The sequence below is a fragment of the Providencia sp. PROV272 genome (assembly GCF_049901975.1).
Lineage (GTDB): Bacteria > Pseudomonadota > Gammaproteobacteria > Enterobacterales > Enterobacteriaceae > Providencia > Providencia stuartii.
The window spans coordinates 65,752-86,755 of sequence record NZ_CP096291.1; the positions used below are offsets into that span (position 1 = coordinate 65,752).

The following is a 21,004-nucleotide window of genomic DNA, read 5'->3' on the forward strand; positions in this document are numbered from 1 at the left end:
AGTTAATCCGCCATTTTTCCTGTTATTTGATTACGTAACTGAGTGAGCTTTTCAGTTAACTTCATAAAGCTTCCTTCGATTCCTGCCAGCCAGCTTGATTCAATAAATAAATTGGGCTGTTGTTGTTCAAATTGATAACGCGCCGATTGAATATCTTGTTGGATCTTATCAAGCTTTTCTAACCATTGTGTGTTATCCGTTTTATCGACGGTGGTGGTGGATTCTTGTAAATAAAGAGTGGAAGCTTGGTGACTCACATCTAATAGCTGAATCTGATTTAAGTTATTAATTTCAGCAGCAATTTCTTGTGCAAAACCAATACCATTGAGGTGAGCTGATAGAGTAGTACCTTTCGTTAGAAAATGAGTCAGTAACTTTTTATCCGTGGTAATAAACGTTACTTTTATATCATGTAACTGTAGTGGCTTATGCAAAAATAGCGTTAAACGCCCCTCTTTGATATTTTCTGGAAGAGTGTACGTTGGCTTACGAGCAAACATTGGCGTATTTTTATTGACCTTAAAAGCATTTTGATTGTTTTGATCTTGGGTTGATGAGGTCCACTCTTGGTAGAGCATTTCTATTTCACGAGAGAGTTTTCTCTGTTGCCAGCCATCTTCTTCTAATATGGACTTGAGTAATTGAGGTAAGGCATTCATCGATTGCATGTCATGCCATAAACAATCTTTTAATAGGATGATATCAAGGGGTGAAATGGTATTTCGCCCATTAAAAAACGCACTGGCTTGTAATAAATAGACCGCTTTTTTCCAGCGTCTATCCGAGACATAAAGGTGTTTATCGGTGGCATCCAGTTGCTGGCGGAGTTGATAAATAAGTTCAAAACAGTGATCGGGCAGCGTAATTTTAGGGATTTGCTGTTGCCACTCTTTATATTCATCATCACTGATTTTTAAGTGTTCAGGAACCAGTGACTCATCTTGGGGGGATTTACCTGTCAGCAACGCTCGGAAGTTTTGTTTTTCTTGTACTTTATCGAGCCAAATACGGATAAGCATTCGGTCAAATAGCGCTTCCAAGCTATTGTCTGCATCAGGAAGCTCGTTAGATGCGGTGACTAATAAACGCATAGGAATAGCACTTTCACCATCCCCATTACGGAATTTCCGTTCATTGATAGCGGTGAGTAGGGTATTTAAGATAGCGGGGCCAGCTTTCCAAATTTCATCAAGAAAAACCACCTCAGCATCAGGTAAATAGCCTTTTGTTAGTCGTTGATAGCGCCCTTCATCTTTTAAAGCTTGGATGGATAATGGCCCAAAAATTTCCTCTGGTGTGGAAAAACGGGTCATTAAATATTCGAACGCATTCGCGTGGCGAAACGCATACTTCATGCGGCGTGCAATTAAGCTTTTAGCGATACCTGGAGGCCCTAAAAGAAAGACACTTTCACCACTTAATGTGGCCAATAAACATAAACGAATTGCTTGCTGGCGTTCATACAAACCACTTTCAAGGTAATTGCTAAGTTGGGCGATTCTTTCCGCTAACTGCATATTCGTTCCTTTTATTATTTATGTCATTTATTGCTAGGTTATCCATCGAGGTGCCAATTTTGCAACGAATTTTGTCATTTTTCTTTGATTTAGACTCACTATCAACAAAAACGATTCAGCTATAACTAATTCAATACTTTCATCTTTTCTTCTCTTTTTGGCGTTAACGAAACGTTTCGATGGTGATCACAAATCTTAGCCAACAACATTGTGTTGTTCATTTTCTTATCTATGATTAGATTTAGCGAAACGTTTCGCTCATAAGGAAACGGCGGGAACAATGAAAAAAGGTATTTTGCTTAATTCCAATATTACATCCGTGATAGCAAAGTTAGGTCATACCGACCATATCACAATTGCTGATGCTGGGTTACCTATACCACAGCAGGTTGAACGTATTGATTTAGCTATTACACAAGGTTTGCCCGATTTGATGTCGGTATTGAGTGTCATTACTCAAGAGATGCAGATTGAAAAGGCAATTTTGGCTGGCGAGATCACGACCGTTAATCCTGAAATGGAACATGCGATATTGGCACATTTGCAGGCATTAGAGCTTGCCCAAGGAAAACCAATAACAGTGGAATATTGTAGTCATGAAAGCTTTAAAAAAATGACTCATGACAGCAAAGCGGTGATTAGAACAGGGGAGTGTTCACCTTTTGCTAATGTGATCCTTTGTTCTGGTGTGACGTTTTGAGGTGTGTATGCAGCCTTTATTAGAGCTTATTGGCATTGAAAAGTCTTTTCCCGGAGTAAAAGCACTAAACGGTGCTGCACTTAAAGTTTACCCAGGAAAAGTGATGGCGCTAGTCGGTGAAAATGGTGCGGGTAAATCCACCATGATGAAAGTGCTTACAGGTATCTATAGTAAAGATGCTGGCGCTATCCGTTATTTAGGGAAAGAAGTGGTCTTTCATGGCCCTAAAAATTCACAAGAAGCAGGGATTGGTATTATTCATCAAGAGCTTAATTTGATCCCTGAACTGACAATTGCTGAAAATATTTTCCTTGGTCGCGAATTTGTTAATAAATTCGGCAAAATCGACTGGAAAACCATGTTCAGTGAATCCGATAAGCTACTAAAACGCCTGAACTTGGATTATGACAGCCATCAATTGATCGCTGAGCTTTCTATTGGCGAACAGCAAATGGTTGAGATAGCGAAAGTGTTAAGTTTTGAATCGCAAGTCATCATCATGGACGAACCAACGGATGCCCTCACAGATACGGAAACAGCATCACTCTTTCGAGTTATTGAAGAGCTTAAAGCGCAAGGGCGTGGAATTGTTTATATCTCTCATCGCTTAAAAGAGATTTTTGAAATCTGTGATGATGTAACCGTGTTTCGTGATGGACAATTTATCGGTGAAAAACCTGTCAAAGAATTAGAAGAAGAAACCCTGATTGAAATGATGGTGGGCCGTAAATTAGAAGACCAATACCCACGTATTCATGTTCCGGTGGGAGAGGTTCGCTTACAGGTTGAAAATGTATCAGGCCCTGGTGTCGATAATGCCTGCTTTTCATTGAGAAGCGGTGAAATTCTAGGCGTTTCTGGTTTGATGGGAGCAGGGCGTACTGAATTAATGAAGATCATTTACGGCGCTGCGACAAAAAAATCAGGTGAAGTACGCCTTGATGGCAAAAGTATTTCATTAAAAACGCCACAAGATGGTTTAAATAACGGCATTGTCTATATCTCGGAAGATCGTAAACGTGACGGTTTAGTACTAGGCATGTCCGTCAAAGAGAACATGTCGTTGACAGCACTTCGTTACTTTAGTCGTGCTGGCGGCAATCTTAAACATAAAGAAGAACAACAGACGGTCGGTGACTTTATTCGCTTATTTAATATCAAAACCCCTTCCATGGATCAGATTATTGGCAACCTATCGGGAGGAAATCAGCAAAAAGTCGCGATTGCGCGTGGTTTGATGACAAGGCCTAAAGTCCTGATTTTAGATGAACCAACTCGAGGTGTGGATGTTGGGGCTAAAAAAGAGATCTATCAATTAATTAACCAATTTAAAAAAGAAGGGCTGAGCATCATCTTAGTTTCTTCTGAAATGCCAGAAGTGATTGGGATGAGTGACCGCATTCTCGTTATGCATGAAGGGCATATTAGCGGTGAGTTTTCAGCTAAACAGGCCACTCAAGAAGTCTTAATGGCTGCCGCTGTTGGCAAAAGCTACGGCTCAGTTCAGGAGTTATCAGAATGACATCGAATACCACAACCTCAAAACGTTGGTTCAGTAAAGCATGGCTAATGGAGCAAAAATCACTGATTGCATTATTAGTGTTAATTGCCATTGTTTCATCCCTTAGCCCGAATTTTTTCACCCTTAATAACCTGTTTAATATCCTGCAACAGACATCGGTTAACGCCATCATGGCTGTGGGGATGACGTTGGTGATCTTAACCTCCGGTATTGACCTATCTGTTGGTTCATTACTGGCTTTAACAGGGGCTGTTGCGGCATCGATGGTGGGGGCTGATGTGAATGCCTTCGTCGCCGTTGCGGGAGCATTAGCCCTTGGGGCTGCTATTGGTGCTTGTACGGGGGTGATTGTCGCCAAAGGTAAAGTTCAAGCCTTTATTGCGACATTAGTCATGATGTTGTTATTGCGGGGGGTGACACGTGTGTATACAGATGGTAGCCCGATCAATACAGGTTTCAGTGATAATGCAGATCTTTTCGGCTGGTTTGGTATTGGTCGTCCCTTCGGGATCCCGACCCCTGTTTGGTTGATGATCATTGTGTTTGCCGCGGCATGGTATCTATTACACCATACCCGTTTGGGTCGATATATCTATGCATTGGGTGGAAATGAAGCCGCGACGCGCTTATCCGGCATTAATGTCGACAGAATTAAAATTATTGTCTATGCCCTGTGTGGATTATTAGCGGCATTGGCGAGTGTTATTGAAGTTGCTCGACTGTCGTCAGCACAACCAATGGCTGGTAATGGTTATGAGCTTGACGCAATTGCCGCTGTTGTTCTTGGCGGTACAAGTCTGGCTGGTGGTAAAGGACGCATTGTTGGAACTTTGATTGGTGCTCTTATCTTAGGTTTTCTCAATAATGGCTTAAACTTACTAGGTATATCATCAAACTATCAAATGATTGTAAAAGCGGTTGTCATCTTACTTGCCGTACTCGTTGATAATAAAAAGTAACTTATACCCTACAGGAATACGATTATGAAAATGAAAAAACTCGCAACCTTGCTATCAGCCGTCGCTTTAAGTGCTACTGTGAGTGTTAATGCGATGGCGAAAGAGAGTATCGCTCTGGTTATTTCCACACTGAACAACCCGTTCTTTGTGACAATGAAAGATAGTGCTCAAAAAGAAGCCGATAAATTAGGTTACGAACTAATAGTACTCGACTCTCAAGATAACCCTGCTAAAGAGCTAGCTAACGTTCAAGATTTAACTGTTCGTGGCACTAAACTCATGTTGATTAACCCGACCGATTCAGATGCGGTTGGGAATGCCATTATCATGGCCAATAAAGCAAAAATTCCTGTTATCACCCTAGACCGCGCAGCTAACAAAGGTGATGTAGTCAGTCATGTCGCTTCTGATAACCGAATGGGCGGTAAGATGGCGGCAGATTTTATCGCTGAAAAAACAGGTAACGACGCCAAAGTGATCCAACTCGAAGGGATCACAGGAACTTCCGCAGCTCGTGAACGCGGTGAAGGTTTTAATACCGGTGCAAAAGAGCATAAATTTAATGTATTAGCCAGCCAGCCTGCTGATTTCGATAGAACAAAAGGCTTAAACGTGATGCAAAACCTACTGACAGCGCATCCTACTGTGCAAGCGGTATTTGCTCAAAATGATGAAATGGCATTAGGGGCGCTAAGAGCGTTACAAACCGCAGGACGTGATGATGTATTAGTTGTCGGGTTCGATGGAACCAATGATGGTATTAAAGCGGTTGAAGGGGGCAAACTAGGCGCAACAATTGCACAGCGCCCTGATCAAATTGGCATTGTAGGTGTACAAATCGCCGATAAAGTTTTGAAAGGTGAAAAGGTCGAGCCAACAGTACCTGTAGAACTAGAACTGGTTGTTAAAAAGTAATAAAGATTAACCGCCGTTATCCTTAACGGCGGTTTGTTCTATTTGCGAATAAAATAAAAAAGGCAAAAGGAAATAAATGTTATGGGCGCAGCTAAACTTGTGGTTTTAGGTAGTATCAATGCTGATCATATTCTAAACATCGGGCAATTTCCGCAACCGGGAGAAACGGTTAGAGGGAATCACTATCAGGTTGCTTTTGGTGGTAAAGGTGCGAATCAGGCGGTTGCTGCTGGACGAAGTGGTGCTGACATAACATTTATTGCTTGCGTCGGTAACGATAGCATTGGGCAAAGCATCAAAACGCAGCTCAAAAATGATCATATTGATGTTGAATGTATTGATGTCGTTGATAATGAAACAACGGGTGTTGCACTGATTTTTGTAAACCAACAAGGTGAAAACGTAATTGGTATCCATGCTGGAGCCAATGCGCATTTAACTAAAGAAAGAGTGAACCACTATCAGCAAAAAATCATTGATGCAGATGCCGTACTGATGCAATTAGAATCCCCTATTGAAGCGGTTCAGTTAGCAGCGGAAATTGCACAAAAAAACAGTACAAAAGTAATCTTAAACCCTGCACCTGCCCAAGCTCTTCCTGACTCGTTACTTGCTTTAGTCGATATTATTACGCCAAATGAAACAGAAGCGGAGCATTTGACTGGAATTACCGTCAAAGATGATCAGAGCGCACAAGCGGCAGCTCAAGTATTGCATGATAAAGGTATCAGTAAAGTCATGATTACGTTAGGGGCGAGAGGCGTTTGGTATAGTGAAAAAGGTTCAACAGGTAAAATTATCGCTGGATTTAAAGTGAAAGCCGTCGATACAATTGCGGCAGGGGATACCTTTAATGGCGCTTATGTTACCGCTTTACTTGAAGGGAAAAGTGATGCTGAGGCTATTGTTTTCGCTCATGCAGCGGCTGCAATTGCGGTAACTCGACCCGGTGCACAACCCTCTGTACCATGGCGCAATGAAATCGATGCATTTTTAACTCAACAGGAATAGCTTGTGGCAACAATGAAAGATGTTGCGCGCCTTGCTGGCGTGTCGACATCCACCGTTTCTCATGTCATCAACCAAAATCGCTATGTCAGCGAAAGTGTGACATTACGAGTCAAAAATGCGATTGAGCAGCTAAATTATGCTCCATCGGCGTTAGCTCGTAGCTTAAAAATGAATCGTACTAATACGATAGGTATGTTACTAACAACCAGTAATAACCCTTTTTATGCAGAAGTGGTTCGTGGGGTTGAGCGCAGCTGTTATGAACGTGGTTATAGTTTGATCCTCTGTAATACTGAAGGCGACCTTCAGCGGATGAATCATAGTTTAGAAACACTATTACAGAAACGCGTTGATGGTTTACTGATGATGTGTACAGAAGTTCAGGGGCCATCAAAAGAGGTTCTTTCCCGTTATCCCGCAGTGCCTACCGTGATGATGGATTGGTCTCCCTTTGAGTCTGATGGCGATATTATTCAAGATAACTCTTTTCTTGGCGGGGAGATTGCCGCACGTTATTTAATTGATGCGGGGTTCACCCAAATTGCTTGCATCGCAGGCCCCCAAGACAAATCACCAGCACGTGCGCGTTTCCAAGGTTTCATGCAGGCGATGAAGCAAGCATCGCTGAATATTCCTGATGAATATATTATTTTTAGTGATTTTGAATTTGCTGGTGGCTTTAATTCAATGAATAAACTGTTGGCGCTTGCTAACCCACCTAAAGCTATTTTTGCCGGGAATGATGCCATGGCCGTTGGCGCTTATCAGGCGATATTTCGTAAAGGACTGAAAGTACCTGATGATATCTCAATCATTGGCTACGATGATATCGACTTATCACCTTATATGATCCCGCCATTAACGACGATTCATCAACCAAAAGATGAATTGGGTAAATTGGCTGTCGACCAGCTTATTTTTCGAATGGATAACCCTGAAGCCGACGCTAACGTTTTGGTGTTGACGCCCAAACTGGTTGAGCGCCAATCCGTTAAACGAAATTAGTTCTTATCTGATGGTTTAGACTTATTTTTTATTAAGTTTTGACCATCACTTTTCTTCAACAACAAGAAGACAAATGCAGAAAGTAATGTAATGGCACCGATAGTTATAAAGGTGTAATGGAAATTATCTACAGTATTCCCATGTGGTAAGCCTTCATAGAAGCTCAATATTGCCGCACTGACTGCAATACCAAAACTGATCGATAGCTGTTGAGTCACCGCTAACATACTATTCCCCGCACTGGCATTATTATCTGTTAAATCAGCTAAGCAAATCGTATTCATCGCAGTAAATTGCGTTGACATGACCATACCAAGCACAAATAGAGGTATCACCAGTAAATAGATAGACATAGTCGGAGTCTGGAGAGAAAACTGAGCTATCATAAAACTAATAATGACCGTCACGGTAAACAGTGTTTTTCGATAACCAAAGCGAGTCAGTATCCGAGTTACTGCTGATTTTGCGATAATTGACCCTATAGCCATTGGAGCCATCATCATACCGGCGATAACCGCTTCGTAGCCAAAACCAACCTGCAACATTAATGGCATCAAAAATGGAATACTTCCTGTCCCTAATCGAGTGGCAATATTACCGCTAATACCAATACTAAAAGTACGGGTTTTAAATAAATTCAGCGGAATGATGGCATGTTTTATACGTCGAGCATGAAAAACATAAAGAAATAGGCATACAAAACCACCGAGTACGATGGATGCTGGAATGTAACCGGGCAAGGACTTGTCGCCAAAGAGATCCAGACTGACTGATAACATGACAAGACCAAAGCCAAAGAGAATAAACCCAAGAACATCAAACTTACGTTTTGGCATTTTAAAATCAGGCATTGATTTTAAGGCGTACAAGATCCCTAAAATACCAATCGGAATATTGATAATGAAGATCCAATGCCATGTGGCATAAGTCACTAATACACCGCCTAGTAAAGGGCCTAAGATAGGACCTACTAATCCAGGGATAGTAACAAAGTTTAATATTGGGAGTAATTCACTGCGTGGATAGGCACGGATCAATGCAAGGCGCGCAACAGGCATCATCATTGCCCCACCAATACCTTGGATAACGCGGGAGGTGACTAAGAATGTCAATGACGGTGATAGCGCACAAAGAAGGGAACCAAAGGAAAACAGTGAAACAGCGATAATAAAAATGCGACGAGTGCCGAACCTATCTGCAAACCATCCACTCACAGGAATTAATAATGCAACTGTTAATGTATAACTGACAATCGCAGATTGCATGGCGAGTGGTGAATGGTGGAGGCTTTTGGCGATATCAGGTAGCGCCGTGTTCAAAATGGTTGCATCAAGGGCTTGCATGAAAAATGCCATTGCGGCTATCCATGGAAGGCCTGACATGCTTTTAGCTGTTTTTAACATCGGTAACCTATTAAATAAAAAGTTAAAGCAAACATGGAAAGTTATCGTGTTAGGTCTGTTTTCCAGTAATAGTTAATAACTTATAGCAGAGATCAAACGCTTTGGCGCTATTACCTTTTATTATGGCATTTGCCAGTTGCTGATGAATGTCTACTTCAATAACGTCATTTTCTGTAATCGCATCAAAATAGAATTGATAGACAGAACGGAATAAATTGGCAAAGGAGATCAAAAATGGATTGGCACAAGCTTCATAAATCGTTAGATGAAAACGGTGATCAACATCTATCCAACGTTGCCTATCAAATTGCTTTTCTAATAATTGCATTTCATTGGCGAGTGCTTTGAGTAAATTATTTTGCTTGTCTGTGGCATGTTTTGCGGCAAGGTAGCAAGCTTGCGGTTCAATCGCGAGTCTTACAACATGAAAATGCCTAATAACGACCGTTTGTTCATCACTGCTTATCCACCATTTAAGCAGATCTTGATCCAAAAAATTCCAGTGGGATGAAGGCATAACTCTTGTGCCAATGCGAGGACGCGCAAGTAACATCCCTTTTGCTGCTAACATCTTAACCGCTTCTCTAATCGCTGTGCGGCTGGCTTGGAATTTATCAGATAACTCTATTTCACTGGGAAGAATAGAGCTTGGTAAATAAGTGCCTTTCAAAATCTCTTGGCCTAGCTGTTCGGCAATAAGATAAGAAAGGTTTTTTTGCGAAGCAGTTTGCTGCTCACTAAATTCCATAATTAGTCCCAATACATAACCTTGAGCAATTATATTACGTGAGTTGGGGGATAATTGCTGCTGAAATAATCAATTCTACCGTTGTTTTAGTTGATTTATCACCGTTTTGATGAAAAAAAGCGCGAACGAAAAGAAAATGCAAAATAAGGGTTGCTAGAATTTTCTGACTCCCTATAATGCGCATCCGTTGTCACGACAAACCACTTCGGTGGTCAGGTTAGAAAAGAAACCAGTGGCAACGAGAGGTGAAAAAAGAAAGAAAAAGTTGAAAATAATCGCTTGACTTTCTCACGAAAAAACGTAGTATACATCACCTCGCGACAACGACCTAACTGGTTAATATCGAAAGATAAAGTCGCAACGCTCTTTAACAATTTATCAGACAATCTGTGTGGGCACTCACAGGACACTATCAAAAAAATATTTGATTTTAAAGTCTTGAAGAGTGACTAACACGTTAATTCATATATGAAAGAATGTAGTCAGTTTAATTCTTTGAGCATCAAACGCTTTTAATTGAAGAGTTTGATCATGGCTCAGATTGAACGCTGGCGGCAGGCCTAACACATGCAAGTCGAGCGGTAACAGGGGAAGCTTACTTCCCGCTGACGAGCGGCGGACGGGTGAGTAATGTATGGGGATCTGCCCGATAGAGGGGGATAACTACTGGAAACGGTGGCTAATACCGCATAATCTCTTAGGAGCAAAGCAGGGGACCTTCGGGCCTTGCGCTGTCGGATGAACCCATATGGGATTAGCTAGTAGGTAAGGTAATGGCTTACCTAGGCGACGATCCCTAGCTGGTCTGAGAGGATGATCAGCCACACTGGGACTGAGACACGGCCCAGACTCCTACGGGAGGCAGCAGTGGGGAATATTGCACAATGGGCGCAAGCCTGATGCAGCCATGCCGCGTGTATGAAGAAGGCCCTAGGGTTGTAAAGTACTTTCAGTCGGGAGGAAGGCGTTGATGTTAATACCATCAACGATTGACGTTACCGACAGAAGAAGCACCGGCTAACTCCGTGCCAGCAGCCGCGGTAATACGGAGGGTGCAAGCGTTAATCGGAATTACTGGGCGTAAAGCGCACGCAGGCGGTTAATTAAGTTAGATGTGAAATCCCCGGCTTAACCTGGGAATGGCATCTAAGACTGGTTAGCTAGAGTCTTGTAGAGGGGGGTAGAATTCCATGTGTAGCGGTGAAATGCGTAGAGATGTGGAGGAATACCGGTGGCGAAGGCGGCCCCCTGGACAAAGACTGACGCTCAGGTGCGAAAGCGTGGGGAGCAAACAGGATTAGATACCCTGGTAGTCCACGCTGTAAACGATGTCGATTTGGAGGTTGTTCCCTAGAGGAGTGGCTTCCGGAGCTAACGCGTTAAATCGACCGCCTGGGGAGTACGGCCGCAAGGTTAAAACTCAAATGAATTGACGGGGGCCCGCACAAGCGGTGGAGCATGTGGTTTAATTCGATGCAACGCGAAGAACCTTACCTACTCTTGACATCCAGAGAATTTGGCAGAGATGCTGAAGTGCCTTCGGGAACTCTGAGACAGGTGCTGCATGGCTGTCGTCAGCTCGTGTTGTGAAATGTTGGGTTAAGTCCCGCAACGAGCGCAACCCTTATCCTTTGTTGCCAGCGATTCGGTCGGGAACTCAAAGGAGACTGCCGGTGATAAACCGGAGGAAGGTGGGGATGACGTCAAGTCATCATGGCCCTTACGAGTAGGGCTACACACGTGCTACAATGGCGTATACAAAGAGAAGCGACCTCGCGAGAGCAAGCGGAACTCATAAAGTACGTCGTAGTCCGGATTGGAGTCTGCAACTCGACTCCATGAAGTCGGAATCGCTAGTAATCGTAGATCAGAATGCTACGGTGAATACGTTCCCGGGCCTTGTACACACCGCCCGTCACACCATGGGAGTGGGTTGCAAAAGAAGTAGGTAGCTTAACCTTCGGGAGGGCGCTTACCACTTTGTGATCCATGACTGGGGTGAAGTCGTAACAAGGTAACCGTAGGGGAACCTGCGGTTGGATCACCTCCTTACCGTTGAAGTGTTTTTGTGAAGTGTTCACACAGATTGTCTGATGAAAGAGTCAACGGTATCAATAGGCTTGTAGCTCAGGTGGTTAGAGCGCACCCCTGATAAGGGTGAGGTCGGTGGTTCAAGTCCACTCAGGCCTACCAAATTTTGTTAATACGTCGTTGTGGCTCAGCTCGTTTACTTATTGTAAACGTCGCTAATCCACGCCTAGTCTAAACAAAATTAACCAACTTAAGCATAGCAAAAACGTGCTTGCCTAAGAAAAAAGATCTCCAAGTAAAGAAACTTACAAAGAGATTAATTGATACTGTTAAACCTGTTATGGGGCTATAGCTCAGCTGGGAGAGCGCCTGCCTTGCACGCAGGAGGTCAGCGGTTCGATCCCGCTTAGCTCCACCATAATATTTTTGAATTATTCAGAATAGATTAGTTTTAGTCTATTGCGAATAATTATGCTCTTTAACAATCTGGAACAAGCTGAAAATTGAAACAACGCACATTGTTTATCGCTTAAACAATGTGAGAGTCTCTCAAAATTTCAAACCTGAAATTTTCGGTCATTCAAACGAGTGGCATGAGCGAGCAGTGTGAAATTCAAGGCGGACAGCGCGCAGCAAGCGCAGCGTACATGAGTACGTGAGCATTGCGAGCACTGCTCAACGCAGAAGTTCACCACGCACAGCCATGACAGTCAGGTGATCGTTGAAACAATTTCGGGTTGTGAGGTTAAGCGACTAAGCGTACACGGTGGATGCCTAGGCAATCAGAGGCGATGAAGGACGTGCTAATCTGCGAAAAGCGTCGGTAAGGTGATATGAACCGTTATAACCGACGATGTCCGAATGGGGAAACCCAGTGCAATTCGTTGCACTATCGTTTGATGAATCCATAGTCAAACGAGGCGAACCGGGGGAACTGAAACATCTCAGTACCCCGAGGAAAAGAAATCAACCGAGATTCCCCTAGTAGCGGCGAGCGAACGGGGAGCAGCCCAGAGTCTTAATCAGCATCAGCATCAGGAGAACGGTCTGGAAAGGCCGGCAATAAAGGGTGATAGCCCCGTATCCGAAGGTGTTGGTGTTGTGAACTCGATGAGTAGGGCGGGACACGTGTTATCCTGTCTGAATATGGGGGGACCATCCTCCAAGGCTAAATACTCCTGATTGACCGATAGTGAACCAGTACCGTGAGGGAAAGGCGAAAAGAACCCCGGCGAGGGGAGTGAAATAGAACCTGAAACCGTGTACGTACAAGCAGTGGGAGCCCCACCACTAAGCCAGTGGTGAGTCATCACAGCGTCATCCTTACTTGATGGCGGTTGGCGGAACGTCCTTTGTGACGCCCAACCCAAAAAATCAAGCAAAGGGGGCTTAGTGGTGGGGTGACTGCGTACCTTTTGTATAATGGGTCAGCGACTTATATTCTGTAGCAAGGTTAACCGAATAGGGGAGCCGTAGGGAAACCGAGTCTTAACTGGGCGAATAGTTGCAGGGTATAGACCCGAAACCCGGTGATCTAGCCATGGGCAGGTTGAAGGTTGGGTAACACTAACTGGAGGACCGAACCGACTAATGTTGAAAAATTAGCGGATGACTTGTGGCTGGGGGTGAAAGGCCAATCAAACCGGGAGATAGCTGGTTCTCCCCGAAAGCTATTTAGGTAGCGCCTCGTGAACTCATCTTCGGGGGTAGAGCACTGTTTCGGCTAGGGGGTCATCCCGACTTACCAACCCGATGCAAACTACGAATACCGAAGAATGTTATCACGGGAGACACACGGCGGGTGCTAACGTTCGTCGTGAAGAGGGAAACAACCCAGACCGCCAGCTAAGGTCCCAAAGTCATGGTTAAGTGGGAAACGAAGTGGGAAGGCTCAGACAGCCAGGATGTTGGCTTAGAAGCAGCCATCATTTAAAGAAAGCGTAATAGCTCACTGGTCGAGTCGGCCTGCGCGGAAGATGTAACGGGGCTAAACCATGCACCGAAGCTGCGGCAGCGACATGTAAATGTTGTTGGGTAGGGGAGCGTTCTGTAAGCCTGTGAAGGTGTGCTGCGAGGCATGCTGGAGGTATCAGAAGTGCGAATGCTGACATAAGTAACGATAATGCGGGTGAAAAACCCGCACGCCGGAAGACCAAGGGTTCCTGTCCAACGTTAATCGGGGCAGGGTGAGTCGACCCCTAAGGCGAGGCAGAAATGCGTAGTCGATGGGAAACAGGTTAATATTCCTGTACTGGTGATAATTGCGATGGGGGGACGGAGAAGGCTAGGCTGGCCGGGCGACGGTTGTCCCGGTTTAAGGATGTAGGTGGGCGAATTAGGCAAATCCGGTTCGCTATACACTGAGGTCTGATGACGAGTCACTACGGTGGCGAAGTAGCTCATGCCCCGCTTCCAGGAAAAGCCTCTAAGCTCTAGATTATCATTAATCGTACCCCAAACCGACACAGGTGGTCAGGTAGAGAATACTCAGGCGCTTGAGAGAACTCGGGTGAAGGAACTAGGCAAAATGGTGCCGTAACTTCGGGAGAAGGCACGCTGGCATTAGGTGAAGTGGTTTACCCATGGAGCTGAAGCCAGTCGCAGATACCAGCTGGCTGCAACTGTTTATTAAAAACACAGCACTGTGCAAACACGAAAGTGGACGTATACGGTGTGACGCCTGCCCGGTGCTGGAAGGTTAATTGATGGGGTTATCCGTAAGGAGAAGCTCTTGATCGAAGCCCCAGTAAACGGCGGCCGTAACTATAACGGTCCTAAGGTAGCGAAATTCCTTGTCGGGTAAGTTCCGACCTGCACGAATGGCGTAATGATGGCCAGGCTGTCTCCACCCGAGACTCAGTGAAATTGAACTCGCTGTGAAGATGCAGTGTACCCGCGGCAAGACGGAAAGACCCCGTGAACCTTTACTATAGCTTGACACTGAACATTGAGCCTTGATGTGTAGGATAGGTGGGAGGCTTTGAAGTGTGGACGCCAGTCTGCATGGAGCCAACCTTGAAATACCACCCTTTAATGTTTGATGTTCTAACGTAGCCCCATAATCTGGGGTGCGGACAGTGTCTGGTGGGTAGTTTGACTGGGGCGGTCTCCTCCCAAAGCGTAACGGAGGAGCACGAAGGTTGGCTAAGCATGGTCGGACATCATGCGGTTAGTGCAAAGGCATAAGCCAGCTTGACTGCGAGAGTGACGGCTCGAGCAGGTACGAAAGTAGGTCTTAGTGATCCGGTGGTTCTGAATGGAAGGGCCATCGCTCAACGGATAAAAGGTACTCCGGGGATAACAGGCTGATACCGCCCAAGAGTTCATATCGACGGCGGTGTTTGGCACCTCGATGTCGGCTCATCACATCCTGGGGCTGAAGTAGGTCCCAAGGGTATGGCTGTTCGCCATTTAAAGTGGTACGCGAGCTGGGTTTAGAACGTCGTGAGACAGTTCGGTCCCTATCTGCCGTGGGCGTTGGAAGATTGAAAGGGGCTGCTCCTAGTACGAGAGGACCGGAGTGGACGCACCGCTGGTGTTCGGGTTGTCATGCCAATGGCACTGCCCGGTAGCTAAGTGCGGAAGAGATAACCGCTGAAAGCATCTAAGCGGGAAACTTGCCTTGAGATGAGTCTTCCCTGACTCTTTAAGGGTCCTAAAGGAACGTTTAAGACGAAGACGTTGATAGGCTGGGTGTGTAAGCGTAGCGATACGTTGAGCTAACCAGTACTAATGAACCGTGAGGCTTAACCTGACAACACCGAAGGTGTTTTAGAGAGACGATTGTTGAAGTGCACGAGATAGAGTGGTGCGAGAAATCAGCTTGTTCAAGATTGCAGTTCTGGTTTGCGGTGTCGACGCAAACGGGAACGAAACCGAATTTGTCTGGCGGCAATAGCGCGGTGGTCCCACCTGACCCCATGCCGAACTCAGCAGTGAAACGCCGTAGCGCCGATGGTAGTGTGGGGTCTCCCCATGTGAGAGTAGGGAACTGCCAGACATCAAATCAGTGAGAAAGCCACCCATCGGGTGGCTTTTTTGCGTTTGGGAAAAAGGTAATGAGTATCGATAAGCAAGCTTTATAACTTTAATAATTAATTTTTTATAAATTAATTTGTTTAAATGTTAAATAAAATCCGTTTAAGTTAGATCATTTTTCAACTTTACTTTTAATATCAATAGATAGGCCATAAACACGGTTTTGTGATCATCGGGTTTGTTGTTCTATATCTTCTATTTACCTACTCTTCTTAAGATACTTTCCCATTAAAATAGATAACAAATGTTAAATTGATGTTGCAAAAAGTTAAACATATACTATCAATAAGTAACTTAATTAGTTGTTATGAATGATTTTTACACACGATAATGCGCTTGTTTATCAAGGTGAATATAATGAAGAATATAAAATCTGTTAATAGCCAAATATTTAGGGATATTGTTGCCGTTAATAAGCAAAAGGAACACGAATTCAACAATGGTCAAGATGGGGCAATTATCTTATCTCTGCTGGTGATGTTTTTTACGCCTTTCTTACTACTGAATGAGGCTCGCCAGCTTCTACACATAGATTACAGTTTTGCTGCTATGGCTGGTATAGCAGTGGTTAGTTTTGTATTGGCGGCGATCCTCTATAAGGCATTTAATATTAGCCAGAAATTTGCGAACAAAGAAATATCGTTAAATATATTATTATCAATGTATGTACCTAATAACAAATCTGAGTTTGAGAACTTTAAAGTCGAAGTAAAAAACCAACCAGCACGCTTTTTTGAGTTAGTTGATGAGTGGGTAAACACTGAAAAAATGACTTATGCGAGGTAACGTGGTTTTATACAGATTAAAAAAGCGGCTTATTAAGAGCCGCTTTTTTATGTTTCTTTCTAGAGGTAATATTAAGGGTTAGTGAGATTTACCTTGCTCAATACCTAAGCCAATTTGTGAACGTACAAATTGCTCTCTAAAGCGTTCTCTCTCGAATTTGCCTCTTTCTGAGTTATCTGTGATAGAGAATAACCAAGAAGCGACAAATGCCACTATCATCGAGAAGAATGCAGGATACTCATAAGGATAGATAGGTTTCTCATGATGTAAGATGCTTACCCAAATAGTTGGCCCTAATATCATCAGCACAACGGCGGTAATAAGTCCTAACCATCCGCCTGCTAAGGCACCACGTGTTGTTAATTTCTTCCAATACATCGATAACAGGATGATAGGGAAGTTACAGCTTGCAGCGATAGAGAATGCGAGGCCTACCATGAAGGCGATATTTTGGTTTTCGAACAAAATACCTAACCCGATAGCAACAAAGCCTAAGATCACTACCGTAATTTTGGATACACGTAACTCCTCTTTTTCATTTGCCTTACCGTCTTTGATTGCCATGGCATAAAGGTCATGGGAAACCGCTGAGGCGCCGGCGAGTGTTAGCCCCGCAACAACAGCTAATATCGTGGCGAAAGCAACAGCAGAAATAAAGCCAAGGAAGAAGTTCCCTCCGACGGCATCTGCAAGGTGTACGGCGGCCATGTTTGTTCCACCGATCAATTTGCCTGCTGCATCTTTAAAGTCAGGGTTTGCACTAACAAGAACAATCGCACCAAAACCGATAATGAAAGTTAAAATATAGAAGTAGCCAATGAAACCTGTTGCATAGAACACACTCTTACGAGCTTCTTTCGCGTCACTGACCGTAAAGAAACGCATAATGATATGAGGTAGCCCTGCTGTACCAAACATCAGCGCTAGCCCAAGTGATAAAGCCGATATAGGATCTGAAACTAATCCTCCTGGGCTCATAATGGCAATGCCATTTTTATGTACTTCGACGGCTTCTTTAAATAGGGTATTGAAATTGAAACCAACATGTTTCATGACCATTACGGCCATAAATGTTGCGCCTGCTAATAAGAGAATTGCTTTGATGATTTGTACCCATGTAGTGGCTAACATTCCACCAAATAGGACGTATAACACCATCAAAATACCTACAATTACGACGGCAACATGGTAATTAAGACCAAACAGTAGTTCGATCAACTTCCCTGCACCAACCATTTGTGCAATGAGGTAGAGTGCAACGACAACAAGAGAGCCAACGGCAGACAGTATCCGTATTGGTCTTTGTTTTAATCGATATGACGCAACATCGGCGAAGGTATAACGACCGAGGTTACGTAAGCGTTCAGCAATTAAGAAAAGAATAATAGGCCAGCCAATTAAGAAGCCGATAGAGTAGATCAAGCCATCATAACCGGAGGTGTAAACCAGTGCTGAAATACCTAAGAATGAGGCTGCGGACATAAAGTCACCCGCAATGGCCATCCCATTTTGAAAACCTGTAATTTTACCGCCTGCGGTGTAGTAGTCTGAGCGAGAACGTGTTCTTTTAGATGCCCAATAAGTAATATAGAGAGTAAACCCGACGAATAACAAGAACATGATAATGGCTTGAATATTCACAGGTTGCCGCTCGACATCCCCTGTCAGTGCATCAGAAAATGCGGCTGAAGAGGCGAAAAGTAAGATGAGAGGAAGGAGTTTTATCATTTTTGCACCTCTTTTAAGATTTCAGCCGTTAAACGGTCGTATTCACCATTTGCCCGAATAACATATAGGCCAGTTAATAAGAAAGAGATGACAATCAATCCTACACCAATAGGTATACCTCGTGTGATATAGGATCCTTCACTAATCGGCGTTCCAAGCCAACTTGGGTTAAAAGCAATAAGAAAGATAAAACCGACATACAATATTAATGTGATAGCTGACAACAACCATGAAAATCGACCGCGTTTCCTTACCAATTCTTTAAAGCGAGGGTTATTCTCTACCTCTTGATAAGCAGTAGCATTCATCAGAATTCTCCTCTGTTATCGTCTTATTGGAATGTATGTAAGGTCGCCATAAAGGCGACCTTCAGGCTTATGACATACTCATTGATTGTTTTTCTTCGAGTAGTTTTTCGACAACGCCAGGATCTGCCAGTGTGGAAGTATCTCCTAAGTTACTAGTATCTCCTGAGGCAATTTTACGTAGGATACGGCGCATGATCTTACCGGAGCGGGTTTTAGGTAAAGAGTCCGTCCAGTGTAGAACATCAGGTGTTGCAATTGGACCGATTTCTTTTCGAACCCAATTACGAACTTCGGTATATAGCTCAGGTGAAGGCTCTTCCCCCGAAATTAAGGTGACATAAGCATAGATAGCTTGCCCCTTAATATTATGAGGAATACCAACAACGGCTGCTTCTGCAATTTTTGGGTGTGCAACTAATGCAGATTCAATTTCAGCAGTACCTAGGCGGTGACCGGAAATATTTAATACATCATCAACACGGCCCGTGATCCAGAAATAGCCATCTTCATCGCGGCGAGCACCATCGCCACTGAAATACATACCTTTAAAAGTAGAAAAGTAGGTTTGCTCAAAACGCTCGTGGTCACCAAATAAGGTACGTGCTTGACCAGGCCATGAATCAACAATGACGAGGTTACCCTCTGTTGCACCTTCTAATGGTTCCCCAAGATTATCAACAAGAGCAGGACGAACCCCGAAGAAAGGTAACGTTGCTGAGCCTGGTTTTAGCATGGTCGCTCCCGGCAGCGGAGTGATCATAAAGCCGCCAGTTTCTGTTTGCCACCATGTATCAACAATTGGGCAACGACTATCACCAATCTTCTTATAGAACCATTCCCATGCTTCAGGGTTGATAGGTTCACCAACGGATCCTAGGATACGCAACGAGCTACGGTTGGTGCCTTCAATGGCTTTATCACCTTCAGCCATTAGGGCGCGGATAGCAGTCGGCGCGGTATACAGGATATTAACTTGGTGCTTATCAACCACTTGGCTCATGCGATTGACCGCAGGGTAGTTAGGCACGCCTTCAAACATCAATGTTTTGGCACCATTAGATAGAGGGCCATATAACAAATAGCTGTGACCCGTTACCCAGCCAACATCGGCAGTACACCAATACACTTCACCGGGATGGTAGTCGAAAGTATATTTAAAGGTGAGTGTTGCATAGACTAAATAACCGCCAGTAGTATGCAGTACACCTTTTGGTTTACCTGTTGAGCCTGAAGTATACAGAATGAATAATGGGTCTTCTGCGTTCATTTCTTCAGGTGGGCAGTCGGCGCTGACGCCATCAATCACATCGTGCCACCATAGGTCACGCCCTTCTACCCAGCTTGGAACATTCCCAGTACGACGGTAGACAATGACATTCTTAACGGTGGTGACATTGGCATTGGTTAATGCGTCATCAACGTTTTTCTTGAGAGGTATTGAGCGGCCAGCACGTAGGCCTTCATCGGCTGTAATAATCAGTTTTGCTTTACAGTCGATAACACGACCCGATACCGCTTCTGGAGAGAAGCCAGCAAAGATAACAGTATGAATCGCCCCAATGCGAGCACAAGCTAACATTGCGACGGCAGCTTCAACCACCATTGGCATGTAAATCGCGACAACATCGCCTTTACGAATACCATGTTGTTTTAATACGTTAGCGAACTGACTAACATCATGATGCAGTTCACGGTAAGTGACATTTTTTGATTGAGAAGGGTCATCACCTTCCCATATGATTGCGGTTTGATCGCCCTTATCTGCCAGATGACGATCTAAACAGTTAGCGCTTAAGTTAAGGGTGCCATCTTCAAACCAGCGAATGCTGATATGGCCAGGATCGAAGGAGGTGTTTTTTACTCGGGTATACGGCTTAATCCAATCAACAACCTTTCCTTTCTCCCCCCAAAACGTTTCAGGGTCTTGAATAGAGAGTTGATACTCATTGTTGTACTGTTGCTCGTTTATCAGGGCATTTTCTGCAATTTCAGCAGTAACGGGATGCTTAGTTATTTGAGTCATATTTTTATCTCCTTGCAGATGTTAATACTATGTCAAAAAATGGTTAACTAAAGCAGGAAATATAAATTTGTTTTTCTTTTGAGCGGGAGATCACGTATTAATTGTAATGGATTTAACAGGATTATCATTTGATGCGAAATCGTCAATTAGATTAATCATCTGATTATCTGTATAAGGGTAGAATTAAAGAAAAACAAAGCAGGGCGATATTGGTATTAGTTGCTAAATAAATCAACAATGATAGTTGATGAGAAAGACCATATAAATATCATGGGTTTGATAATGATTTTCATTAACAGTAAAATAACTA

Annotated in this window: 13 protein-coding genes, 2 tRNA genes and 3 rRNA genes; 12 read left to right on the plus strand and 6 right to left on the minus strand. The window is 43.9% G+C overall.

Going from position 1 to position 21,004, the window contains the following annotated elements; translation table 11 throughout:
• Nucleotides 1-2 precede the first annotated feature (2 nt).
• Nucleotides 3-1,517, minus strand: coding sequence for an ATPase RavA (ravA, locus tag M1E93_RS00265; RefSeq protein WP_004923961.1), 1,515 nt, complete (start codon nt 1,515-1,517; stop codon nt 3-5).
• A 280-nt stretch (nt 1,518-1,797) separates the two neighbouring features.
• Here ravA and rbsD point away from each other — a divergent pair, with 280 nt between their 5' ends.
• The 6 genes from rbsD (at nt 1,798) to rbsR (ending at nt 7,629) form a co-directional block, all read left to right on the plus strand.
• Nucleotides 1,798-2,217, plus strand: a complete 420-nt coding sequence (gene rbsD / locus M1E93_RS00270; protein WP_004923960.1) for a D-ribose pyranase — start codon at nt 1,798-1,800, stop codon at nt 2,215-2,217.
• A 7-nt stretch (nt 2,218-2,224) separates the two neighbouring features.
• Nucleotides 2,225-3,739, plus strand: coding sequence for a ribose ABC transporter ATP-binding protein RbsA (gene rbsA, locus M1E93_RS00275; RefSeq protein ID WP_060560762.1), 1,515 nt, complete (start codon nt 2,225-2,227; stop codon nt 3,737-3,739).
• On the plus strand, nt 3,736-4,698 hold the full coding sequence (gene rbsC / locus M1E93_RS00280) for a ribose ABC transporter permease (RefSeq protein ID WP_004923956.1): 963 nt from the start codon (nt 3,736-3,738) through the stop codon (nt 4,696-4,698). Before rbsA ends, rbsC begins: the two co-directional genes overlap by 4 nt.
• A gap of 24 nt (nt 4,699-4,722) precedes the next feature.
• Nucleotides 4,723-5,613: a ribose ABC transporter substrate-binding protein RbsB gene (gene rbsB, locus M1E93_RS00285; RefSeq protein WP_014657139.1), complete on the plus strand. Its 891-nt coding sequence runs from the start codon at nt 4,723-4,725 to the stop codon at nt 5,611-5,613.
• Nucleotides 5,614-5,694: 81 nt separating this feature from the next.
• Nucleotides 5,695-6,624, plus strand: a complete 930-nt coding sequence (rbsK, locus tag M1E93_RS00290) for a ribokinase (RefSeq protein ID WP_004923951.1) — start codon at nt 5,695-5,697, stop codon at nt 6,622-6,624.
• Nucleotides 6,625-6,627: 3 nt separating this feature from the next.
• Nucleotides 6,628-7,629: a ribose operon transcriptional repressor RbsR gene (gene rbsR / locus M1E93_RS00295; protein ID WP_014657138.1), complete on the plus strand. Its 1,002-nt coding sequence runs from the start codon at nt 6,628-6,630 to the stop codon at nt 7,627-7,629.
• On the opposite strand, the gene mdtD is transcribed toward rbsR, so the two are convergent.
• Complete coding sequence (gene mdtD, locus M1E93_RS00300) at nt 7,626-9,032, minus strand: multidrug transporter subunit MdtD (protein WP_004923945.1); 1,407 nt, start codon at nt 9,030-9,032, stop codon at nt 7,626-7,628. The genes rbsR and mdtD overlap by 4 nt on opposite strands.
• A gap of 49 nt (nt 9,033-9,081) precedes the next feature.
• Complete coding sequence (locus M1E93_RS00305; protein ID WP_004923944.1) at nt 9,082-9,780, minus strand: FadR/GntR family transcriptional regulator; 699 nt, start codon at nt 9,778-9,780, stop codon at nt 9,082-9,084.
• Nucleotides 9,781-10,293: 513 nt separating this feature from the next.
• Between M1E93_RS00305 and M1E93_RS00310 the strand changes: the two genes are divergently transcribed.
• The 6 genes from M1E93_RS00310 (at nt 10,294) to M1E93_RS00335 (ending at nt 16,635) form a co-directional block, all read left to right on the plus strand.
• Nucleotides 10,294-11,832: ribosomal RNA gene (locus M1E93_RS00310) — 16S ribosomal RNA — on the plus strand.
• A 64-nt stretch (nt 11,833-11,896) separates the two neighbouring features.
• Nucleotides 11,897-11,973, plus strand: a tRNA-Ile gene (locus tag M1E93_RS00315).
• 180 nt (nt 11,974-12,153) lie between these two features.
• A tRNA-Ala gene (locus tag M1E93_RS00320) sits at nt 12,154-12,229 on the plus strand.
• Nucleotides 12,230-12,554: 325 nt separating this feature from the next.
• Nucleotides 12,555-15,565, plus strand: a 23S ribosomal RNA gene (locus M1E93_RS00325).
• A gap of 130 nt (nt 15,566-15,695) precedes the next feature.
• Nucleotides 15,696-15,811, plus strand: a 5S ribosomal RNA gene (gene rrf, locus M1E93_RS00330).
• The 16S, 23S and 5S rRNA genes sit together here with 2 tRNA genes alongside, the layout of an rRNA operon.
• Before the next feature lie 395 nt (nt 15,812-16,206).
• Nucleotides 16,207-16,635: a hypothetical protein gene (locus M1E93_RS00335; protein WP_014657136.1), complete on the plus strand. Its 429-nt coding sequence runs from the start codon at nt 16,207-16,209 to the stop codon at nt 16,633-16,635.
• 78 nt (nt 16,636-16,713) lie between these two features.
• On the opposite strand, the gene actP is transcribed toward M1E93_RS00335, so the two are convergent.
• The 3 genes from actP to acs all read right to left on the minus strand — a co-directional run bounded on the left by actP (nt 16,714) and on the right by acs (nt 20,694).
• On the minus strand, nt 16,714-18,363 hold the full coding sequence (gene actP / locus M1E93_RS00340; protein ID WP_004916106.1) for a cation/acetate symporter ActP: 1,650 nt from the start codon (nt 18,361-18,363) through the stop codon (nt 16,714-16,716).
• Nucleotides 18,360-18,671: a DUF485 domain-containing protein gene (locus tag M1E93_RS00345; protein ID WP_004916081.1), complete on the minus strand. Its 312-nt coding sequence runs from the start codon at nt 18,669-18,671 to the stop codon at nt 18,360-18,362. Before M1E93_RS00345 ends, actP begins: the two co-directional genes overlap by 4 nt.
• A 67-nt stretch (nt 18,672-18,738) precedes the next feature.
• Nucleotides 18,739-20,694: an acetate--CoA ligase gene (gene acs / locus M1E93_RS00350; RefSeq protein ID WP_004916080.1), complete on the minus strand. Its 1,956-nt coding sequence runs from the start codon at nt 20,692-20,694 to the stop codon at nt 18,739-18,741.
• Nucleotides 20,695-21,004: the final 310 nt, after the last annotated feature.